We start from the raw sequence: 21527 nt of genomic DNA on the forward strand, positions 1-21527 counted from the left end.
CGCAATTTGTCGCCAATGCGGAAGCCGATGTCGCTGTTTGCGCTGCCGCAAATACCCGCCGGTGTTTAGATGGGACATGCTTCCGCAGCCCGCGTGAATGGTGCCGGGCAGGGCGGTTTGATCGAGGATTTGGCCATGGAATTGCGTGAAACCGTATTGCGCCAGCTGAAGAACCGCCGCGAAGGCTTCAGCCTGGAACAGCCCTTCTACACGGACCCGGATTATTTCAAGCTGGATATGGAAACGATCTGGTATCGCGACTGGCTGTTCGTTGGCCATGATTGCGAGGTGGCGAAGTCCGGCAGCTATTTCACCGTTCAGGTCGGCGCCTATTCCGTCGTCATCGTGCGCGGTCGTGACGGGCAGATCCGTGCCTTCCATAATTCCTGTCGCCATCGCGGCTCCCGCGTCTGCACCACGCAGAAGGGCCAGTCCGCGCGTCTCGTCTGTCCCTACCACCAGTGGACCTACGATCTGGACGGCAAGCTGCTGTTCGCCCGCCATATGGGCGAGGAGTTCGACAAGGGCGATTTCGGCCTGAAGCCGGTCGCCTGCGAAACCGTTGCCGGTTACGTCTTCATCTGCCTTGCCGACCAGCCGGCGGATTTCGCGCCGATGCGCGCCGAAGTCGAAAGCTACATGGCCCCGCACCGCATCTGGGAAGCCAAGGTCGCGCATGAAAGCACCATTATCGAAAAGGGCAACTGGAAGCTCGTCTGGGAAAATAACCGCGAATGCTACCATTGCGCCGCCAATCACCCGGAACTCTGCCGCACCTATCCCGAAAATCCGAGCGTGACGGGAACCGACGGTGGTGCGAGCGATCCTGAAATCGGCGGCCACTGGGCGCGCTGCGAGGCCGCCGGCCTGCCGAGCCGTTTCAAGATCGACCCCAAGGGCCAGTTCCGCGTCGCCCGCATGCCGCTGATCGGCGAAGCGGAAAGCTACACCATGTCCGGCAAACGCGCCGTGCGCCGGCCGCTATCCGACGATGTCAGCATCAGCCATATCGGCGCGCTGCTCTTGTTCCACTACCCGACGACGTGGAACCACTTCCTCGGTGACCACACCATTTCCTTCCGGGTGCTGCCGCTCAGCGCCAATGAAACCATGGTCACCACCAAATGGCTGGTACACAAGGATGCGGTCGAGGGCGTGGATTACGATCTGGAAGACCTCACCCACGTCTGGAACGAAACCAACGATCAGGACCGCCGCATCGTCGAGGAAAATGCCTTCGGCATTCGTTCCCCCGCCTATGAACCCGGCCCCTATTCCATGGAGGACGAAGGCGGCGTGATGCAGTTCGTCAACTGGTATGCCGATTTCATGGTCGACCGGCTGTCCGGCGACAAGGCCAGGCTTTCGGCTGTAGCGTGATGCGAAGATGAATATGGTTGTGAGCTACAAGCACATAGACGAGATGAAGCCGTGGAGTGACAAGCTTCACCTCCTGGAATGTATCTCGGTGACGCCCGAGACGCCTGACGTGATGACGTTCCTGTTCCGCTCCGAAGATCAGAACTGGTTCCGTTATTTGCCGGGCCAGTTCGTGACGCTGGAACTGCCGGTGGGTAAGGAACCACTCTACCGGACATATACATTGTCCTCCAGCCCGTCGCGGCCCTATGCGCTGTCGGTCACGGTCAAGGCGCAGGCCAACAGCATCGGCACCCGCTGGATGTTCGACAATCTGAAGCCCGGCATGAAGATCCGGGCGCTCGGCCCGCTCGGCGACTTTTCCTACGTCAAACATCCCGGTGACAAATATCTGTTCATCTCGGCAGGCTCCGGTGTCACGCCGATGATGTCGATGGTGCGCGACATGAGCGACCGCGCCCCGCAGAGCGATATTGCCTTCATTAATTGTTCGCGGACTCCCGGCGATATCGTCTTCCGTCACGAGCTGGAATATCTCGCGCGCTTCATGCCAAACCTGTCTCTCGGCTTTATTGTCGAGAAATGCGGCCGCACCGATCTGTGGTCCGGCCTGAAGGGCATGGTCGACAAGGCCAAGATCGCATTGCTCGCGCATGACTTCATGGAGCGCACCGTCTTCTGCTGCGGGCCGGAGCCTTTCATGGCCGCCGTCCGCTCCATGCTGGAAGCGTCGGGCTTCGATATGGGGCGCTACCATCAGGAAAGCTTTTCGCCCGCCACTCCCGTTGCCGTCGGCGAAAGCGTTCTTGTCGATGCGGATGGCGAAGCGCTGTCGATGGTGGGCTTTACCGTTTCCGGAAAAGAAATGCCGTGCCAGCCTGGCCAGACCGTTCTGATGACGGCGCGCGCCGCCGGTGTGCGCATCGGCGCCGCCTGCGAATCGGGAATTTGCGGCACCTGCCGGGTGCTGAAGCTTTCCGGCGAGGTGGAGATGAACCACAATGGCGGCATTCTCGATGAGGAAATCGAGGAAGGTTATATTCTCGCCTGCTGCTCGCGGCCTCTGGCGGATGTGAAGGTGGAAGCCTGACGGGCGGAACCCATCTCATTGGGCGGCGTGATTTTTGCCGTGGAACTAAATTTCATCAAACTCGTTTGCACGTCATCGAATTCTTTTCGGGTGTTCTTGGGGGACTGACCCTTACCTCCGATGAGAGTGAACGGTGAAAGGCGCGGTTCAACGCGCCAGAGCAAACGGAGGAAGATCATGATGAATTTCCGGACAACGAGCGTCGCCACGGCGATTGTCGTTTTCCTCACAAGCTTCACGCCGTCGCAGGCGTTCCAGGCACCTGTACCGATGCCGAAGCCGGCGATCGCCGCCGACAATAATGTCGTGCCGGTGCAGTACCGCGAATGGGACCGCCGTTACGACCGCAGGCATGGCGACCGCATGTATCGCCCGCGCCCGCCGCGTGATGGATATTACAATGGCCACCGCGGCTATCGCGATCGCCGTCCGGGCTATCGCTATCATAACGGTTACTGGTTCCCGCTTGCAGCCTTTGCAGCTGGTGCGATCATCGGCGGCGCCGTGCAGCAGCCGCGCCCGGCCTATGGCGGCAGCCATGTTTCCTGGTGTCAGAACCGCTGGCGTTCGTATCGCGCTTACGACAACAGCTACCAGCCGACCAGCGGTCCGCGCCGCATATGCGTATCGCCTTACAGCCGCTGATAGTGGTTTTCGAAAGCCCGGATTTTGATCCGGGCTTTTGCTTTCGGACTGTCGGTTCGGTAACCGAAGCGTGAATGCATCGTTAATGCTGGGTTCAGGCGAAAACGCCTAGCTTGCAACCAGTAATGTTCCGGCCAGAGCCGACAAGCTGGCTGAGTAAGAAGAAAAAGGTGTTATTATTCACGTCCAACGGCCTGTCGACCGTCGTGAATGGAGGAAGTCAGATGAGAGACTATATGAAGAATATCTTGGCTGTCGGTCTTTCTGCGATCGTGGTTGCGGGAGCGATTGTTCCGGCGGAAGCGGCAATGCCATTGCCGGCGGCACCGAAGAGTGTCGAGGCGGTGGGCAATGACGCCAGCAAGAATATCGTGAATGTGCAGTACTGGCGCGATCGTCGCGACTGGGATGGCGGACGTCGTGGCTGGTACGGTGGTCATCGCGGTTATCGCGATTACCGTCCGGGCTACCGTCATCATGACGGTTACTGGTTCCCGCTTGCAGCCTTTGCGACGGGTGCGATCATCGGCGGTGCGCTTTCGCAGCCGCGCGAAATCTACCGCCCGGTTCCGGAATATCGTCCGCGTCCGGTCTATCGCGAATACCGCCCGGTCCGTCGTGCCGGCATGAGCCAGGCGCATGTGAACTGGTGCTATGGCCGCTATCGGTCCTACGATGCCTATAGCAACACGTTCCAGCCATATCACGGCCCGCGCCAGCCCTGCTATTCGCCTTACAGCTGATAGATTGGACGAGCCGAAATCGATGGAGCCGCCCGGAGAGATACCGGGCGGCTCAAGCTTTTTATAGGCCTCGTAACATCAGCCTTCGTCATCCTCGGGCTTGACCCGAGGATCCATTGTCGCCGGTGGTTGTGGATCCCCGGGTCAAGCCCGAGGATGACGCTGAGTGAGACTGTCGACGCCACCCCTCTAAGAAGTCGGTTGACCTCTGTTGATCGTCACAAAATCCGTGCCCGCTTCAGCACGAACCAGGCAAGCGCTACCGAGATGACGATGAAAATGCTGGCCGAGAGCGTGCCGCCGGTGCCGACGGTAAACGGCAGCTCATCCGTATTCATGCCGAAGAAACCGGTCACCAGCGAAGGCGGCAGCAGGAACGCCGTCATCAACGACAGGATATAAAGGTGCCGGTTTGTCTCCGACGAGAGTTTGGAATCGATTTCCTCGTGCAGCAACCTTGCCCGCTCCTGCAAAGCGTAGACGTCATGATCGACGGCTTCCAGACGCCCCATCAGGCGTGAGGCGACATCCTCGAAACCGTTGGGCATCTCGTCATCATCGGCGGCGGAAGCCCGTCGCATCAACGTCAGCACGGTGCGCAGATGCCGGTGCAGGCGCACCACGGTGCGGCGCAGCGGGGCAAGCCGCCGCCGTTCGTCGCGCGTCTCGCTGTCATAGACCATATCCTCGATGGCGTTCAGCTCTTCCGTCGTCTCCATCACCAGATTGATGAGTGAGCGCTGGAATTCGGCGACAAGGCCTTCGAACACATGCGATGGCGTGAGGTAACGGTTGGAATTCTTGTCGACCGCCGCTTTCAGCCGGTCCACCGAATGCAGTGGCTGCAGGCGGGTGGTGATGATGAAACGGTCGCTCACCGCGAAATGCAGCCACCCGAAATCACGTGTCTCCTTGTCGAATTCCCGCTGGAAATCGACAAGCGTGCCGTAAAGCGATTTTTCATCCACCACGATGGAGGGATGTGTCTCGTGGGTGGTGAGGCTTGCCCGCGCCGCCGGATCGAGACCCTCTATGGTTTCGAGAAAACCCGCTACCCGCTGATCGGCGAGATTGAGATGCAGCCAGAAGAAACCGTCGCAATCGGCCATTTCGTGAAAGCCGGCATCGGGTGCAAGCCGGTGGCACGGGGCTGTGCCGGGGTGGAATTGATAGGCCCAGACAAGGCCGGGAATAACGGGTGTTACGAGATCCATCGTGGCAGTCCTGACCGGCTGGATGGGAGGAGGGAGGCGTTCGTCGTTCCGGTGTGGGAGCGGCGGCGGCGAGGCGCCTTTCAGCGCATGCTGAGCAAATTCATATGACAGTTTTATAACAATCCCGCTGAAATGACGGGAATTTTCAAATTGACGTTTACGTAAAAATCATTTAGCCCGAAGAACAGCACGATAGGCAAAAGCTTCGGGAGGAGGCAGCATGTATACCGCGCCGGTGGACGATATCGCCTTTACGCTCAAACATGTGGCGGGTCTTCAGGACGCACTTGCAAAGGGTGTGCTGGGAGATCTCGGTGAAGATCTCGTCGATGCCATTCTGCACGAAGCCGGCCGTTTCGCCACCGCCGAGGTCGCGCCGCTTGCCGAGATCGGCGACCGCCAGGGCGCAAAGCTCGCCGACGGCAAGGTCACCACGCCCGACGGTTGGGCCGATCTTTACCGCCGCTGGGCGGAAGCCGGCTGGAACAGCCTGACCGCGCCGGAAGAGTTTGGCGGCCAGAACCTGCCGCATATGCTGAATGTCGCCGCACTCGAAATGTGGAATTCCGGCTCCATGGCCTTTGCGCTGGCACCGACGCTGACCATGGGTGCGGTGGAAGCCCTTGTCGCCCACGGTAGCGATGACCTCAAGCGCACCTATCTGCCGAAACTCGTCTCCGGCGAATGGACCGGCACGATGAACCTCACTGAGCCGCATGCGGGTTCGGACCTCGGCGTCCTGAAGACCCGGGCGGAGCGCAATGGCGACGGCACCTACCGTATTTTCGGCCAGAAGATTTTCATCACCTGGGGTGAACACGATGCGGCTGATAATATCATCCACCTCGTCCTCGCCCGCCTGCCGGATGCGCCGGCCGGTACGCGCGGCATTTCGCTGTTCCTCGTGCCGAAGTTCCTGCCTGATGAGAACGGCGCGCCGGGCAGCCGCAACGATCTGTTCTGCCATTCGCTGGAACACAAGCTCGGCATTCACGGCTCGCCCACCTGCACCATGATCTTCGGCGATGGAAAATTTGGTGAAGGGAAGGGTGCTCTCGGCTGGTTGATCGGCGAGGAGAACAAGGGTCTCGCCTGCATGTTCACCATGATGAACAACGCCCGCCTTGCGGTTGGCATGCAGGGAGTGGCGATCTGCGAGGCCGCCACCCAGAAGGCCATCGACTATGCCAGAGAGCGCACGCAGGGCAAGGCGCCCGGCTGGCAGGGTTCCGGCATGAGCCCGATCATCGAGCACCCGGATATCGCCAGAACGCTTCTGACGATGAAGGCGCTGACGCAAGGATCGCGGGCGATTTCCTTCAGCTGCGCGCACGCCATCGATATGGCGCATGCGACTGAAGACGCCCGGGAGCGCGCTCACTGGCAGGAGCGCGCTGCCCTTTTGACACCCATCGCCAAATCCTTCTCCACCGATGCCGGCGTCGATGTCGCCTCCATGGGCATTCAGGTGCATGGCGGCATGGGCTTTATCGAGGAAACCGGCGCGGCACGTTATCTGCGTGATGCCCGCATCGCGCCGATCTATGAAGGCACCAATGGCATTCAGGCCATCGATCTGGTGCTGCGCAAGCTGCCGCTATCCGAAGGCGCGCAGGTGCGCGGTTTCATCGCCGAACTGCGCGAGATCGCCGCCCGCACAGCCGCTTCGAACCGCGACGATCTCGGTGAGACCGGCCGTTATCTCGAAGCGAGCCTTGGCGATCTGGAAACGGCGACCGACTGGCTGCTGGACCGTATCAAGGCGGGCGAAGCCGAAACGGCGCTCGCCGGTGCGACGCCCTATCAGCGCCTCTTCGGCCTGGCGCTCACCGGCGCCTATCTCGCCAAGGGCGCATTGGCCGCCGTCGATGATGGCAGGGGCGGACATCGCGCAGCCCTTTGCCGTTTTGCAGCGGAAAATCTGCTGGCGGAAACGGCGGCGCTGAAGGACCGCGTTATATCAGGTGCGGCAAGCCTTGCCGCCGCCCGCACCGTATTGGCTTGAGGAGCTCCAGATGTCGGACGAACACATTCTCGTCGAGCGCGTCGGTCATGCGCCTGATGTCTTGACCATCCGCTTCAACCGGCCGGACAAGAAAAACGCCATCACCGATGCCATGTATCTGCGTATGGCCGAGGCCCTGCATGCCGCCAATGCGGACCCGGAAATTCGCGTCGTCGCCTTTCTAGGCACGGAAGGCTGCTTCTCCGCCGGCAATGACATGGCTGATTTTCTCGCCTTCGCCATGTCGGGCGGAAAGGGCAAACTCGCCGCACTCGACCTTCTGAAAGCGCTCGTCGCTTTCGAAAAGCCAATGGTATCGGGCGTCGACGGGCTCGCCATCGGCATCGGCACGACGCTGAACCTGCATTGCGACCTGACGGTCGCTTCAAACCGCAGCCTGTTCAAGACCCCATTCGTGGATTTGGCGCTCGTGCCGGAAGCCGCTTCCAGCCTGCTCGTGCCAAAACTCATCGGCCATCAGCGCGCTTTCGCGCTGCTTGCCATGGGCGAAGGTTTTTCCGCCGAACAGGCGGTGCAGGCCGGCATGATCTGGAAAGTCGTCGCCCCCGAACATGTGGAGAGCGAAACGCTGGCGCTTGCCACCCGGCTTGCGGCCAAACCGCAGCAGGCGCTGAAGATCGCCCGCGATCTGGTTCGCGGCAACCCGGCGGATCTGCTCGCCCGCATCGAAGAGGAAGGCCGCCATTTCATCGCGCAGCTGCAAAGTGCCGAAGCGCGAGCCGCCTTTGAGGCATTCATGCGCCGTTAAGCGTTCTGGTAGGAAGTCCTTGCGGTTAAGGAAGCGGTCAATATGGCTTGGGTTAGATAAAGCAACGTCATTGTCCGAAGGCCAACTGCCATGCGCCACTTCGTTTTCGCCCTGTCCTTGTTCCTCTCCGCCGCAACTGTTGCAGAGGCGGCGACGACCGCGCCTTTGCCGGTTTCGGGCAACAACGTCATTCTGGCGCAGTCCACGGATGACGACAGCCCGAATTTCTATTCCGGCAACAGCCGCGACCGCCAGCGCCGCGCCCGTTTCGTCTGCGTCATCACCCCGCCGGACAGCGCCAATCGACGCCGGCCCTATGTTTGCCCCATCGAGCGGGGCCGTGTCGGCGGCAGCTGCCGCTGCTCGGGCGTGGTCGGCAACGGCACGGTCGATACCGCCTGGTGATTATTTCTCCAGCGTCGCCACCGCTTCCACATGCGGCGACCACAGAAACTGATCGACCGGCGTAACGCGGGTGATGCGATAACCGCCCTCCGTGAGAAGCGCGAGATCGCGTGCAAGCGTCAGCGGATTGCAGCTCACCGCGACGATCTTCTTCACCGTGCTGCGGGCCAGTTCCTTGCACTGGAATTCGGCGCCGGCGCGGGGCGGATCGAACACGACAGCATCGTAATTCTTCAATTCGCTCGTCATCAGCGGGCGGCGGAAGAGATCGCGTTTCTCGACGCTGACGGGTTTCAGGCCCTGCATGTTGCGGGCGGCGAAATCGAGCGCCTTCAGCGGCTTGTCTTCCGCTTCCACCGCATGCACCCTGCCGATGCGCGCGAGCCGCAGCGCAAAGGTGCCGGAACCGCAGAACAGATCGGCAATGCGTTTGGATTTGCCGACATGGGCAAGCACCAGCTCCGCCATGGCGTCTTCGGCCTGTTTGGTCGCCTGCGTGAAACCGCCGGCGGGCGGTGAGACCGGAACGCCGCCGAATTCGATGATCGGCTTTTGCGGCTCGATCAGGATTTCGCCTGATAACGAGACGCGAGCAATGCCGCGCATGGCCAGCACCGTTTCCGTCAATGCGCGCCGCTGCTTGTCGGCGACGGATTTGATGCCTTCGACGGAAATGTCGAGGCCCGAGAGCGTTTCAAGAACGGTCATGCGGAAGGGTTCGGCATTCGCCACCATCGAAAGGCCGATGGCCCGGATGGCGTCCAGCCGCGAGACGATGCCGGGCGAGGTGACGGGACATTCCTCGATGGCGACGATGTGGTGGCTGTTCGCCTGGCTGAAACCGAGCAGCAGGCCCTTTTCCGTCCGGCGGGCGGCGAACACCGCGCGGCGGCGCTCGCCGGGGCGACAGATGACGAGATCGTCCACCGGCGGCGTCAGGCCCTTTGATTTCAATGCCGAAACCACCAGTTCCCGCTTGAAGGCGTGGTAGGGCTGGTCGGCCAGATGCTGCAGCGAACAGCCGCCGCAGGTGCCGTTCTTGCCCTCGGGGCCAAAGTGGCGGCAGACGGGGTCACGACGGTCAGCCGAGGTTTCCGCAATGGACATGACCGTGCCGTGATCCTTGACCTTGGCGATGGCGACCGTCTCGCCGGGAAGCGAAAAGGGCACATAGACCGGGCCGTCGGGACAGTGCGCGATGCCGTCGCCCTGTGCGCCGAGGCTCTTGATGGTGACGGTCTGTGTGCTCATGGCTTTTCGCCTCCGAGAAGAAATTCGACATTGCCGTCACCGCCGGAAATCGGCGAGGGAATGAGGCCAAGGCTCTTCCAGCCCATGTCCTCGGTCAGCCAGCGTTCCAGTTCGGCGGCAACGGCAGGTGCCGTTTCCGGCTCCTTCAACAGCCCCGCTTTGCTGATCGCGTCGCGGCCCGCCTCGAATTGCGGCTTCACCAGCAGGACAGCCAGAGCGCCGGCTTCCGCAAGCTCAAGTGCCGGGGCAAGTGCAAGCTTCAGCGAAATGAAGGACACGTCGGAGACGATGAAACCGATGGGCCGGTCATCGATATCCTCTGCCGTCAGATAGCGCGCATTCAGCCCTTCCAGATTGGTCACGCGCGGATCGTTCTCGATCCTTGGATGCATCTGCCCGTGCCCGACATCGATGGCGGTGACGTGTTTGGCACCACGATGGAGCAGCACCTCGGTAAAACCGCCGGTCGAAGCGCCGACATCGAGGCAGTCATGGCCCTTTGGATCGAGCCGGAAATGATCGAGCGCGGCTGTCAGCTTGAGGCCGGCGCGGGAGACGTAAGCCTGCGCAGGATCGCTGATGGCGATCTTCGCATTTGCGGCAACGGCCTGGCTGGGTTTGGTAACGGTCTTGCCGTCGACGGTCACGGTGCCGCGCGAAACCGCATCGCGCGCACGCGAGCGGCTGGCGAAGTGGCCGAGCGATACTAGAAGCTGGTCAAGCCGTTCATTTTCAGATGTTTTGGACATGGTCCCGTGTCAATGACCGCCAAACCCCGCCGATGCAAGCGATTTATCGCTGAAAGGGACCGGTTATGCCCGCTGTCGTCCTTGATGTTGCACCGCAAAGTCAGAATGTTCGATTAATCCAATATAAAGGCTTGTATTGCACTTTGTGCGCAAGGCCCGTGCGGCCACCGGAACCTGCCATGACGGCAACTCCTCCCATCCACAAAATTGCGACCGTTGCAGCGCAGACGCCTGCTACGCGGCATCGGGTCGCCGAGAGAGTTTGCGATGTCGCTGAAAAATCTCCCCATCAATATAAAGCTCATTGTCACCTTCTGCGCTTTGATGAGCGTGTGTCTGCTCGCCTCCGCGGTCGTATTCTGGCAGACGCTGGGGAGCGAGCGCGTCACGGTCGAGAATAACCGCACGAAGGACATCATTCAGGCCGTGGACGGCGCGAAGGCCGCCATGCTGGAACAGGCCGTCAACCAGCGCGGCTTCCTGCTGTTTCGCAGCGACAGCACCTATAATGATGTTTTCGCCCAGCGCGACATCATGTTGAAGAAGCTCGACGAAGCCCGTGCGCTGGCCGCCGGCCAGCCGGACATCCTGCAATCCATCGACGACATGCAGAAATCCGCCACCGTGTTCTTCAAGGAACTGGCGGAACCGCAGATCGCCGCGCGCAAGACGACCGAAGCGCCGATTTCCGAAATCATCGAGATCGGCCGCAATCAGGCCAAGGGCCAGCTCGACGGCTTCCGCGCCTCCGCCGCCAAGATCAAGGAACAGCTGAACGGCCTGTCCACCGCTTACGCGGCCGAGCAGCAGGCCGCCGCATTGAACCTGAAATATGCGCTTCTGGGTGGCGGCGCTGTTGCCGGTCTTCTCGCCGTTGCCCTTATCTGGGCGCTGTCGCGCTCCATCGTCACGCCAATCGTCGGCATGACGGCGGCGATGAGCCGGCTTGCCGATGGCGACATGACGACGGAAGTACCCGCCACGGATCGTGGAGACGAAGTCGGCAAGATGGCGAAGGCTGTTCTGGTCTTCAAGGAAGCCGGGCTGGAAAAATCCCGCCTTGCCGGCGAGACCGATCGCATGCGCTCCGCGACGGAGGCTGAACGTCGCCGCAACGAAGAGGAAAAGGCGCGCGACGAAGCCGCCAGCGCCTTCGCCAGCGCCGAGCTTGGCAAGGGCCTAGCCGCTCTTGCCGATGGCGATCTCTCCTATCGTATTGAAACGCCCTTTGTGCCTGCCATCGATCCGGTCCGCGTCAATTTCAACAGCGCTGTCGACAAGCTGCAGCAGGCGCTCCAAACCGTCGGCGAGAACGCGGCCGCCATCAATGCCGGCGCTTCGGAAATGCTGTCGGCCGCCGACGATCTGTCGCGCCGCACCGAACAGCAGGCGGCCTCCATCGAAGAAACCGCCGCAGCCCTGGAAGAAGTCACCACCACGGTGCGCGACAGCGCCCGCGGCGCGGAAGATGCCGGCAATCTGGTCCAGCGCGCCCGCGCCGGTGCGGAAAAGTCGGGTGTCGTGGTCCGCAAGGCGGTCGCCGCCATGCGCGAAATCGAGAAATCCTCGGGCGAAATTGGCAATATCATCGGTGTCATCGACGATATCGCCTTCCAGACCAATCTTCTGGCGTTGAACGCAGGCGTCGAAGCCGCCCGCGCCGGTGATGCGGGCAAGGGTTTTGCCGTGGTCGCGCAGGAAGTCCGTGAACTCGCCCAGCGTTCCGCCAATGCCGCCAAGGAAATCAAGACGCTGATCGGCGCGTCCAGCCAGCAGGTGGAAAACGGCGTCAATCTGGTCGACGAGACCGGCAAGGCTCTGGAACTCATCGTCGCGGAAGTCGAAGAGATCAACGCCCATGTCAGCGCCATCGTCGTCGCGGCCCGTGAACAGGCAACGGGCCTGCAGGAAATCAACACGGCCGTGAACACCATGGACCAGGGCACGCAGCAAAATGCCGCCATGGTGGAGCAGCAGACCGCCGCCAGCCATTCGCTGGCCCGCGAAGCGGAAGCGCTGAACAGCCTACTTGGCCAGTTCAGGATGGGCGGCGCCCGTGCTGCCGTTGCCGGTGGATATGCCGCCGCGCCGCGCCAGTCTTCTTCAAGGCCCGCTTTCCAGCCCGCGTCGGCCGCACCGGTCCGCAAGGCTCCGGTAAAATCGGCCTCCGCAACCGCAAGGCCCGTCGCCTCGCCGGCTCGCGCGCTTGGCCAGAGCCTCGCCCGCGCCTTCGGCGGTGCAGCCGAAGCGCCAGCCGCCAAGGATCAGGACTGGACGGAGTTCTGAGCAGGCCGGTCACGGTTGTGTAGCGAGAATTGGGGGCCGGTAAGGCCCCCTTTTTATTGGTGGGTTTTCGCGTCAAATAAGGGCTGGCATTCAACTGCGCGCATCGGCAGCTGGTAGGCCAAGCCTTCGTATTTTTGAGAAAGGTATTTTCCAGATGGCAGCGCGCGTCAAATTACGGGTTTTGGAGGGCGAGTATGGGGTGGCCCGGCTTCAAGCGTCTGAAGCCATCCCCGCATGGGCCGATGGTGGCGGGTTCGTCAGCATCAGCCGGACCGATGACGAACTTTCCATCGTCTGCCGGAAAGACCGCATCCCGCGGGATGTCCAGTTTGATGCGGGCTGGTCGTGTTTTAAGTTTCAGGGGCCATTTGCCTTTGATGAAACGGGCATCGTCCTGTCCGTCATCGAGCCCTTATCCACCAATGATATAGGAATATTTGTGGTTTCGACTTTCGATGGCGACCACCTGCTGTTGAAAACCGGCGATCTGGAAAAAGCCTTCGGTCTGCTTGCAAATATGGGACATTCGCTCATCAAAGAATCAATCTAACCACGACGGCATGTCTGCAGAGGTGTGTTTTGAATAGTGAAATCGAGCTTCCGGTACAAAAGCAGCTTGAGGCCTACAATGCCCGTGACATCGATGCCTTCATGCTCTGGTGGGCTGATGACTGTCAGTATTACGCTTTCCCGGCGACGCTTCTGGCAGGAAGCGCGACAGAGATCCGAAAGCGCCACATCCAGCGCTTCAAGGAACCGGATCTCTATGGGAACTGCTGACGCGCATTGTCGTTGGCAATGTCGTCATCGACCATGAAACGGTCACCCGCAACTTTCCGGAAGGAAAGGGAGAGGTCGACGTTGCCTGCATCTATGAAGTTGAAAACGGCAGGATCGCCAAGGCCTGGTTCAAGATCGGTGAGCCGCGGATATTGTCGCGAAAATCCTAGCGCGTGCAAAGGGTGCGTGCGCGACTTTCCCTTCGTCCATGTCGCTATGCGGCGTGATCCGCCCGCATGGGGTGCCAGACGGAAATATCGCGCGGGACGTCGAGAAGCTCGGGCAGGGCATCGTGCCATGCCTGCCGATAGGGCCGGTGAATCTGAACGTCGATGACGTCCTGATGGTCGCTCCAGGTCTCATGCAACAGGAAGCGGTTCTCGTTTTCACCGTCCCGGTGCAGGGTTGCGTTCACGAAGGTCTTTTCGTGCCGCATGGCGTCGAGCAGCGCATTCAGCAATTCGAGAAAGCGCTCGCGCTGGCCGGGGCGGACCTGAAAGCCGATGAGATAGGTGGTGTGCACGGGTGTTACTCCTTGGTGCCTTGCATCAGTGCTTCGCGGGTTGCCGCGTCAGCGGGGTAGAAACATTCCAGCACCAGTTCGGACAGCGTGACGTCTGTGGCCGTTCCGAAAACCGTGGTGGTTGAAATGAAGCTCAATATGCCGCCCGAAGATGGATCGCGAAGCTGGAGCGGTATGGCCAGCGGATCGGTCCCGGCCGCATGCGGCGAGACCTTTGGCGCAGGATAGGCCGCAAGCTCCGCATGCAGCCGGGAAAGCACCTCGTCTCCCGTCTCTTCGACCTGACGGCGCAGGCGTTCCAGCAGGTGATGACGCCATTCGGCAAGATTGACGATGCGCGAACTCAGGCCCTGCGGATGCAGGCTCAGCCTCAGTGCGTTGAGCGGCGGGCGAAGCAGCTCTTCGGAAACGCCGGCCAGAAGCGACGTGATCGCCCCATTGGCGAGAACGACGTTCCAGTGCCGGTCAACGGCAAGGGCGGGAAAGGGCATATGCCCGTGCACCACGGTTTCAACCGCCTGCCGGGCCGCCGCCATATCAGGCGCATCCATCGGCCGTTCGGAATGAACAGGCGCATAACCAGCCGCCAGCATCAGCCGGTTGGCGGCGCGGGCGGGCATGGAAAGCTGCTCGGCCAGTTTCGCGAGCATCTCGCGGCTGGGGGATGATCGTCCGCTTTCCACGAAACTCAGATGGCGCGCGGATATGTCCGCCTCCATCGCCAGATCGAGCTGGCTCAACCTGCGGCGCGCACGCCATTCCTTCAGCACCTGGCCGACATGTTCTCGATGATGTGTCATGCCCCGCAGCCTAGCAGAAGAGAGCGCCAATGCGATTACCTCTGAGGTAATTGTTCCGCTTCCCGACCCACGGCATGTTTGGGCCGTCAACCAGAAGGAGCGCAATCATGACGCAGCATCTCGCAATCGCCCAAACCTATCTCGCAGCCTGGAACGAGGAGGACAATGAACGCCGCAGGCATCTCGTCGGTCAGGCATGGGCAGGAAATACGCGCTACGTCGATCCGCTGATGCAGGGCGAAGGCCAGCAGGGGATTGCCGCGATGATCGAGGCGGCACGGCAGAAATTTCCGGGATATCGTTTTGTTCTTGCCGGCACCCCGGATGGCCACGGCAATTTCACCCGTTTCTCATGGCGTCTGATTTCGCCTGATGGGGACGATGTTGCGGGTGGTACCGACGTCGTCAGCCTGAATGCCGAGGGGCGGATCGAAAATGTCGTCGGTTTTCTCGACGGCGCGGCATCCTGAGAACGAGGCGGGATCGTCCCGCCTCCTGTCCCGGCAATCTTGTCAGCCGGCGAAACCGACGCCGGCCTGACGCTGGCCGAGCGCATGGAACACGGTGGAAACGATGCCGGCCCGGTCGAGGCCGGCATTGGCATACATGGTCTCTGGTTTTGCCTGCTCTACCCACTGGTCTGGCAGGGTCAGTGTCCGGACCTTCGGGCCATGGTCGAGCAGGCCGGCGCTCGCCATGAAATGCAGCACATGCGCGCCGAAACCGCCAACGGAGCCTTCCTCGATGGTCACCAGCACCTCGTGATGGGCGGCCAGCTGGCGGATGAGATCGAGATCGAGCGGCTTGGCGAAGCGCGCATCGGCAACCGTGGTGGAAAGGCCGGCCGCTTCAAGGTCTTCGGCCGCCGCCAGGCATTCCGCAAGGCGCGTGCCGAAGGAGAGCAGCGCAACCTTGGTGCCCTCCTTGATGATGCGGCCCTTGCCGATCTGAAGAATCTCGCCGCGCGCGGGCATCTCGACGCCCACACCTTCGCCGCGCGGGTAACGGAAGGAAATCGGGCCTTCATCATAGGCCGCCGCCGTGCGCACCATATGTTTCAGCTCCGCCTCGTCGGACGCCGCCATCACCACCATGCCGGGCAGGGTGGCGAGGAAAGTCGTGTCGAAGGAACCGGCATGGGTCGGCCCGTCAGCACCGACAAAACCGGCGCGGTCGATGGGGAAACGTACCGGCAGGCTCTGGATCGCCACATCATGCACTAGTTGGTCGTAACCGCGTTGCAGGAAGGTGGAATAAAGCGCGCAGAACGGCTTGTAACCATCAGCCGCAAGCCCGGCCGCAAAGGTGACGGCGTGCTGTTCGGCAATGCCGACATCGAAGGTGCGGGACGGGAAAAGCTCGGCCATCTTGTCGAGGCCGGTGCCGTTCGGCATGGCGGCGGTGACGCCGATGATCTTGTCGTCGAGGGTGGCTTCCTGAATCAGGGCTTCGGCAAAGACGCTGGTATAGCTCGGCGCATTCGGCTTGGCTTTCGCCTGCGCACCGGTGATGACGTCGAACTTGTTGACGCCGTGATATTTGTCGGCTGCGGCTTCCGCCGGTGCATAACCCTTGCCCTTCTGCGTCACCACATGGATGAGGACAGGGCCTTTCTGGTTGTCGCGCACATTGCGCAGCACCGGCAGCAGGTGATCGAAGGAGTGACCGTCGATTGGGCCGATGTGATAGAAGCCAAGCTCTTCGAACAGCGTGCCGCCGGTCACATAACCGCGCGCATGGGTCACGGCGCGGGTGATGGCGCGGTCGATGGTCTTGCCGAGATAGGCCGTCAGTTTCTTGCCGAAATCGCGGAAGCCCATATAGGTGCGGCCGGAGGCGAGACGTGCCAGATAAGCGCTCATCGCGCCCGTCGGCGGCGCAATCGACATATCGTTGTCGTTGAGAATGACGATCAGCCGCGCATCGAGCGCGCCGGCATTGTTCAGCGCTTCGAACGCCATGCCTGCCGACATCGAGCCGTCACCGATGACGGCGATCACCTTACGGTCGCTCTGATCCAGCCCCGCCGCCACGGCCATGCCGAGACCGGCGGAAATGGAGGTGGAGGAATGGCCCGCGCCGAAATCGTCATAGTCACTTTCCGCACGACGCGTGAAACCGGAAAGCCCGCCTTCCTGGCGCAGCGTGCGAATGCGGTCGCGCCGGCCAGTGAGGATTTTATGCGGATAACATTGGTGTCCGACATCGAAGATCAGCCGGTCTTCCGGCGTGTTGAAGACCTTGTGAATGGCAATCGTCAATTCCACCACGCCAAGGCCGGCACCCAGATGGCCACCGGTCTTCGACACCGCGTCGATCATCTCGTCGCGCAGTTCCCGTGCCAGTTCCGGCAGGTCGCGATCGTCGATCTCCTTGAGATCGGAGGGGAAATTCACCCGGTCGAGCAGTGGGGTCTGGGGCATTCCGGTCAATCGTTCGGCCTTTTCTCGTGGTCAGCAGGGGGCACCGGAGCGGCTTTCATGGTGAAAGCCGACGGTCCACTCCTGCATGTCGTACACTTCTATAGAATTTCAACCTTCCGGCAAAGGGACAAACTCTTCTTCGTCGCCGGGAACGATATCGAAGCGTCCGGTTCTCCACTCCTGTTTGGCCTGCTCTATGCGTTCTTTTGATGACGAAACGAAGTTCCACCAGATGTAGCGGCGTTGATTGAGCGCCGCCCCGCCGAAGATCATGATGTGACAGCCATTGCTGCCGGCCTGCAACGTGATGTCGTCGCCCGGCCGGAAGACGAGCAGCTGGTCGGCGGCGAAAATATCACCCGCGACATCCAGAGAACCGGACAGAATATAGATCGCCCGTTCCTCATGATCGGCGGAGAAGGGAAATTTCACCCCCGGTTCCAGCGTCAGATCGACATAAAGCGTATCGGTAAAGGCCGAAACCGGGGAGGTGAGGCCTTCGAATTCGCCGATCACCACGCGGCCGGACGCGCCCTTGATATCGATCAGAGGCATGTCTTCCTTGGCCGTATGGGCAAAGGCCGGGTCGATTTCTTCCATGTGGTCCGGCAGGGCAAGCCATGTCTGCAGTCCGGACATGGAAAGCGGGTGGCCACGCAGGTTTTCCGGCGTGCGTTCCGAATGCACGATGCCACGCCCGGCCGTCATCAGGTTGATATCGCCGGGGCGGATGACAAGTTCGGTGCCGAGACTGTCCCGGTGCTTGATTTCGCCGTCGAACAGATAGGTAACGGTGGAAAGTCCGATATGCGGATGCGGCTTGACGTCGAGCGCCTCACCCGCCTTCAGGATCGCCGGGCCCATGCGGTCGAAAAAGATGAACGGTCCCACAAGCCGCCGCTGCCGGGTCGGCAGGGCACGGCGCACGGCAAAGCCGCCAATATCGCTCGTGCGGGGAATGATCAGGTTTTCGATGGCATCGCAGGCAAAAGCATCACCCGCGACGGGATCGTTGCCGGGAAAGAAGGACATCGCAAGCTCCTCGTATCGTCTGGCGGGAGTTTAGCATAACCGAGCGGGAGGGGGAGTATCGGGATGTCGAACGCTGTGTTTGTGCATTGTCACCGGTTGCGCGGGAGAGAGTTGAACGTGGCTTGACCTACAGCCTCCCTCATTCCTGTGCTTGTCACAGGAATCCAGCCGACGCGCGTCTGCGCGGCGATAAGAGTCTTTTCAGCCCAAGGACTTGGTCTGACTAGATTCCTGTGACAAGCACAGGAATGAGGAAGGGGAAAATCACTCCCCGTCGAGCGCCTCCACACCCTGCGGCTTGCCCGCACGATCGAGACGGATTTTCTCGATTCGCTTTTCGGCAGCGTTCAACAGCGTCTCGCAATGCTTCTTCAGGGCTTCGCCGCGCTCATAAATGGCGATGGATTCGTCCAGCGCCACGTCTCCGCGCTCCAGCCGTGCGACAATGCTTTCCAGCTCGGCGACGGCCTTTTCGAAGGAATAACCGCTGACATCGGCTGTGTTGGCATTTTCCGTCATGTTCAACCCTTCATCATTCTCAAAATATGCATGGCCGCCGATTCCGCCAGCCCTTCCAGATCATAACCGCCTTCAAGCAGGCTGACGACCCGGTTCGAGGCGTATTTGTCCGCCATTTCCAGCAGCCGCCCCGTCGCCCAGTCGAAATCCTCACCGACCAGATTGATCTGCGCCAAGGGATCGCGGTGATGCGCATCGAAACCGGCGGAGATGAGGATGAGATCGGGCGAGAAATCGGCAATGGCTGGCAACACGCGGGATTTGAAGGCCTCGCGGAAATATTCGCTGCCGGTGTTGGGCGAAAGCGGCGCGTTGACGATATTGTTCTTCACGCCGGTTTCGTTTTTGTCGCCGCTCCACGGGTAAAGCGGCATCTGGTGGGTGGAACAGAACAGCACGGATGTGTCGTTCCAGAAGATATCCTGCGTGCCGTTACCGTGATGCACGTCCCAGTCGATGATGGCGACGCGTTCCGCGCCGTGCGCCTTCTGGGCATGGCGGGCGGCAATGGCCACATTGTTGAAAAGGCAGAAGCCCATGGCCTTTGCGGTTTCCGCATGATGGCCGGGCGGGCGGGCCGCGACGAAGACATTGTCGGCAGCGCCGGTAAACACGTCATCCACCGCCGCCATGGCCGCACCGATGCCGGTCAGCGCCGCCTGCAGGCTTTTTTGCGAAACGTAAGTGTCGGCCTCGACGCGGTTGATCTCGCCATCCTCTTCGGGGATCTGCCGCATGATGGCAAGCAGATGCTCCTCCGGATGAACCAGCAGCACCGCATCCTCATTGGCCTGCGGGGCTTCTTTGCGTTCCAGCCGCTCGAAATTCGGATGTTCAAGCGCGATGTTCAGCGACCGCAGGCGGTCCGGCCGCTCGGGGTGGCCGGATGGCGTGATATGCTCCAGGAAGATCGGATGTTCGTATAAACGCGTCGCCATTCTTTTCCTCCCGAAGAAAGTCTGTTCAGACGCGCTGCGGCAGAAGCGGATAACCGGCCATCACGGCGCGGCCGGCAAGTGCGGCAAGCACGGCCTTCAGCGCATCGCCCGGAATGAAGGCGAGCGAACCCATGAAGGCCTTTTCGAAACCGAGCCCGACGACCAGCGCCAGATAGGTGATGCCGAAAGCATAAAGCACGACCACGCCGCCGATCAGGCTGGCGACGAAAAAGCCGATGCCCTGTGTGAGAGCAGACTGGCCGCGATTGACGAGTTTTTCCGAGAGCGTGCCGGTGACGAAAACCGCCGCGATCCAGCCGATCAGGAAGCCCGTGGTCGGCGTGGTGAAGATGGAAAGACCACCGCGTCCGCCCGAAAGCACAGGCAGGCCGATGGCGGCAATCAGGATCGTCAGGAGAACCGCCAGCGTACCGCGCTTTGCGCCCAGCACGACACCGGCCAGCATGACGCCGAGCGACTGCGCGGTGATCGGCACGGGGATGAAACCGAGCGTGATCGGCGGCAGAAGCCCGAGTGCGATGATGATGGCGGAAAACAGCGAAATCAGCACAAGGTCGCGGGTCGTCATGGCTCGGAAACTCCGGATGGTTATCTGGCCGTCAGCTTTGGCCTCTGAAACCGCGCGCGTCAATGGCGTCGGCAATGGCATCGGCATCCTTCAACGTCATAATGACGAGCGGCACGATAATGGTGGCCATCCGCAGGGGCAGGCCGCGTGCCCGGTGCGCATCACGCACCGCATGGTAACGGTTGACGATTTCAGGCACGAAACGCACGACGAGCCCGACCGCAAGCCCGATATCGGCGGCCTTCACCAGCCCCAGCCTTTCCAGCGGGGCGGCGGCAAGCGCGATCTCGTCCATGAATTGCGAAATGCTGACGGTGATGGTGACGGCGGTGGCAAGCAGCGCCAGCGCCGTCAGCCGCAAAAGATTGACTGTCGCATCATGGGTCGGAAGCAAAAGATAGCTGAAGACCGCGACGAGGAAGATGGTCAGCATCACCGGCCGCAGCCGCAGGCCGATGTCCTTGAAGGGCAGCCGCGTAGCGCCCAGAATGAAGGCGGCCAGAACCGTCGCGCCTGCGAGAACCAGCAGATCGCGGGTGAGGAACAATGCGATGCTGAAACCCATGAGCGCCAGAAGCTTGATGCGCGGCGAGACGCGGTAGAGCCAGCCGGTGCCTTCCACATGCAGTGATTTCATCGCGATGCCACCTCCAGATAGCGCGCTACCGCTTCTTCGGGGGCGGCGTCGGCGACCAGCGCGCCTTCATGGAAAACCAGCACCCGGTCGAAACCCGCAACCAGCGGCAGATCGTGGGTGATGACAACAAGCGCCTGCGACAGCGCCGCCATGGTCTTTTCCACGGTGGCTCGGTTTTTGAGATCGAGCTGGTTGGTCGGCTCATCGAGAATGAGGATTTGCGGTTCGGTGACCAGAAGCGCCGCCAGCGCCGCAAGCTGTAATTCGCCGCCGGAAAGCTCATGCGCGCGCCGTTCTTCGAGGTGAGGAATGCCGAGCCGGGCGAGAACGGCCTTTACCCGGTTTTCGGTTTCCGCCTTGCCGAGACCGAGCCGCTTCAGCCCGAAGGCAACATCGTCGCGCACGATTGGCAGGATGATCTGGTTCTGCGGATTCTGGAAGATGAAGCCGACCGCCTGCAACACCGCCTTGGCGTCGCTCACGGTGTCGAGGCCGTTCACCGCAACCTTGCCCTCGCTCGGCTTGTTCAGCCCATTGATCAGCCGCGCAAATGTGGTCTTGCCGGAACCATTGAGGCCGATCACGCCGATACGCCGTTCCGTCAATGTCAGAGACAGCGGCTGCAGGGCCTGCCGGCCCTCGAAAGCGACGCCGGCGGCGTTAAAACGGATTTCCAAGCTTACATCCTCGCGCTCTTTTTCCGGTTCTATACCCCGTCATCAACAGAAGTGAAACAAGGAACAAAAAAA

Annotated in this window: 22 protein-coding genes and 1 pseudogene; 11 read left to right on the plus strand and 12 right to left on the minus strand. The window is 61.2% G+C overall.

Annotation, left to right across the window (positions count from 1 at the left end):
- Positions 1 to 135: 135 nt before the first annotated feature.
- The 4 genes from FY152_01930 to FY152_01945 all read left to right on the plus strand — a co-directional run bounded on the left by FY152_01930 (position 136) and on the right by FY152_01945 (position 3858).
- Complete coding sequence (locus tag FY152_01930) at positions 136 to 1380, plus strand: aromatic ring-hydroxylating dioxygenase subunit alpha (protein UXS33184.1); 1245 nt, start codon at positions 136 to 138, stop codon at positions 1378 to 1380.
- Positions 1381 to 1387: 7 nt separating this feature from the next.
- Positions 1388 to 2470, plus strand: a complete 1083-nt coding sequence (locus FY152_01935; protein UXS30906.1) for a hybrid-cluster NAD(P)-dependent oxidoreductase — start codon at positions 1388 to 1390, stop codon at positions 2468 to 2470.
- 177 nt (positions 2471 to 2647) lie between these two features.
- Complete coding sequence (locus tag FY152_01940; protein UXS30907.1) at positions 2648 to 3115, plus strand: BA14K family protein; 468 nt, start codon at positions 2648 to 2650, stop codon at positions 3113 to 3115.
- 224 nt (positions 3116 to 3339) lie between these two features.
- Positions 3340 to 3858: a BA14K family protein gene (locus tag FY152_01945; GenBank protein UXS30908.1), complete on the plus strand. Its 519-nt coding sequence runs from the start codon at positions 3340 to 3342 to the stop codon at positions 3856 to 3858.
- Positions 3859 to 4076: 218 nt separating this feature from the next.
- On the opposite strand, the gene FY152_01950 is transcribed toward FY152_01945, so the two are convergent.
- The gene (locus FY152_01950) at positions 4077 to 5072 is read right to left on the minus strand and encodes a transporter (GenBank protein UXS30909.1); all 996 of its coding nucleotides are present in this window, start codon (positions 5070 to 5072) and stop codon (positions 4077 to 4079) included.
- 220 nt (positions 5073 to 5292) lie between these two features.
- Between FY152_01950 and FY152_01955 the strand changes: the two genes are divergently transcribed.
- The 3 genes from FY152_01955 (at position 5293) to FY152_01965 (ending at position 8251) form a co-directional block, all read left to right on the plus strand.
- Positions 5293 to 7077, plus strand: coding sequence for an acyl-CoA dehydrogenase (locus FY152_01955; GenBank protein ID UXS30910.1), 1785 nt, complete (start codon positions 5293 to 5295; stop codon positions 7075 to 7077).
- 10 nt (positions 7078 to 7087) lie between these two features.
- On the plus strand, positions 7088 to 7846 hold the full coding sequence (locus FY152_01960) for a crotonase/enoyl-CoA hydratase family protein (protein UXS30911.1): 759 nt from the start codon (positions 7088 to 7090) through the stop codon (positions 7844 to 7846).
- Positions 7847 to 7936: 90 nt separating this feature from the next.
- Positions 7937 to 8251 carry a hypothetical protein gene (locus tag FY152_01965; GenBank protein ID UXS30912.1) on the plus strand — a complete coding sequence of 105 codons (315 nt, stop codon included), beginning with the start codon at positions 7937 to 7939 and terminating at the stop codon, positions 8249 to 8251.
- Here the strand turns inward: FY152_01965 and FY152_01970 are convergent, their stop codons facing one another.
- Together FY152_01970 and FY152_01975 are read right to left on the minus strand one after the other, a co-directional pair.
- Positions 8252 to 9502 carry a class I SAM-dependent RNA methyltransferase gene (locus tag FY152_01970; GenBank protein UXS30913.1) on the minus strand — a complete coding sequence of 417 codons (1251 nt, stop codon included), beginning with the start codon at positions 9500 to 9502 and terminating at the stop codon, positions 8252 to 8254.
- Entirely contained in the window at positions 9499 to 10251 is a 753-nt protein-coding gene (locus FY152_01975) for a TlyA family RNA methyltransferase (protein UXS30914.1), read from the minus strand. Before FY152_01975 ends, FY152_01970 begins: the two co-directional genes overlap by 4 nt.
- Positions 10252 to 10518: 267 nt before the next feature.
- Between FY152_01975 and FY152_01980 the strand changes: the two genes are divergently transcribed.
- The 3 genes and pseudogenes from FY152_01980 to FY152_01990 all read left to right on the plus strand — a co-directional run bounded on the left by FY152_01980 (position 10519) and on the right by FY152_01990 (position 13487).
- Positions 10519 to 12537, plus strand: coding sequence for a HAMP domain-containing protein (locus FY152_01980; protein UXS30915.1), 2019 nt, complete (start codon positions 10519 to 10521; stop codon positions 12535 to 12537).
- 154 nt (positions 12538 to 12691) lie between these two features.
- Positions 12692 to 13087, plus strand: coding sequence for an ACT domain-containing protein (locus FY152_01985; GenBank protein UXS30916.1), 396 nt, complete (start codon positions 12692 to 12694; stop codon positions 13085 to 13087).
- Positions 13088 to 13116: 29 nt separating this feature from the next.
- Positions 13117 to 13487, plus strand: a pseudogene (locus tag FY152_01990) (steroid delta-isomerase).
- 44 nt (positions 13488 to 13531) lie between these two features.
- Here the strand turns inward: FY152_01990 and FY152_01995 are convergent.
- Positions 13532 to 13840 (minus strand): antibiotic biosynthesis monooxygenase, encoded by a 309-nt coding sequence (locus tag FY152_01995; protein UXS30917.1) that lies wholly within the window; start codon positions 13838 to 13840, stop codon positions 13532 to 13534.
- A gap of 5 nt (positions 13841 to 13845) precedes the next feature.
- Positions 13846 to 14640, minus strand: coding sequence for a helix-turn-helix transcriptional regulator (locus FY152_02000; protein UXS30918.1), 795 nt, complete (start codon positions 14638 to 14640; stop codon positions 13846 to 13848).
- Positions 14641 to 14747: 107 nt separating this feature from the next.
- On the opposite strand from FY152_02000, the gene FY152_02005 reads away from it, so the two are divergent.
- Positions 14748 to 15110, plus strand: a complete 363-nt coding sequence (locus tag FY152_02005; protein UXS30919.1) for a nuclear transport factor 2 family protein — start codon at positions 14748 to 14750, stop codon at positions 15108 to 15110.
- Positions 15111 to 15152: 42 nt separating this feature from the next.
- Here the strand turns inward: FY152_02005 and dxs are convergent, their stop codons facing one another.
- The 7 genes from dxs to FY152_02040 all read right to left on the minus strand — a co-directional run bounded on the left by dxs (position 15153) and on the right by FY152_02040 (position 21455).
- Positions 15153 to 17072 carry a 1-deoxy-D-xylulose-5-phosphate synthase gene (gene dxs / locus FY152_02010; protein UXS30920.1) on the minus strand — a complete coding sequence of 640 codons (1920 nt, stop codon included), beginning with the start codon at positions 17070 to 17072 and terminating at the stop codon, positions 15153 to 15155.
- Positions 17073 to 17171: 99 nt separating this feature from the next.
- The gene (locus tag FY152_02015) at positions 17172 to 18095 is read right to left on the minus strand and encodes a pirin family protein (GenBank protein ID UXS30921.1); all 924 of its coding nucleotides are present in this window, start codon (positions 18093 to 18095) and stop codon (positions 17172 to 17174) included.
- Between the two features lie 264 nt (positions 18096 to 18359).
- Positions 18360 to 18614, minus strand: a complete 255-nt coding sequence (locus FY152_02020) for an exodeoxyribonuclease VII small subunit (GenBank protein ID UXS30922.1) — start codon at positions 18612 to 18614, stop codon at positions 18360 to 18362.
- Between the two features lie 2 nt (positions 18615 to 18616).
- Positions 18617 to 19552, minus strand: a complete 936-nt coding sequence (locus FY152_02025) for a histone deacetylase family protein (protein UXS30923.1) — start codon at positions 19550 to 19552, stop codon at positions 18617 to 18619.
- Positions 19553 to 19577: 25 nt separating this feature from the next.
- Positions 19578 to 20141, minus strand: coding sequence for a biotin transporter BioY (locus FY152_02030; protein UXS30924.1), 564 nt, complete (start codon positions 20139 to 20141; stop codon positions 19578 to 19580).
- A 31-nt stretch (positions 20142 to 20172) separates the two neighbouring features.
- A complete protein-coding gene (locus FY152_02035; GenBank protein UXS30925.1) occupies positions 20173 to 20778 on the minus strand; it encodes an energy-coupling factor transporter transmembrane protein EcfT in 606 nt (201 codons plus the stop codon).
- The gene (locus tag FY152_02040; protein UXS30926.1) at positions 20775 to 21455 is read right to left on the minus strand and encodes an ABC transporter ATP-binding protein; all 681 of its coding nucleotides are present in this window, start codon (positions 21453 to 21455) and stop codon (positions 20775 to 20777) included. The genes FY152_02035 and FY152_02040 overlap by 4 nt, the downstream gene beginning before the upstream one ends.
- Positions 21456 to 21527 lie beyond the last annotated feature (72 nt).

Source organism: Agrobacterium tumefaciens, assembly GCA_025560025.1.
Taxonomy (GTDB): domain Bacteria; phylum Pseudomonadota; class Alphaproteobacteria; order Rhizobiales; family Rhizobiaceae; genus Agrobacterium.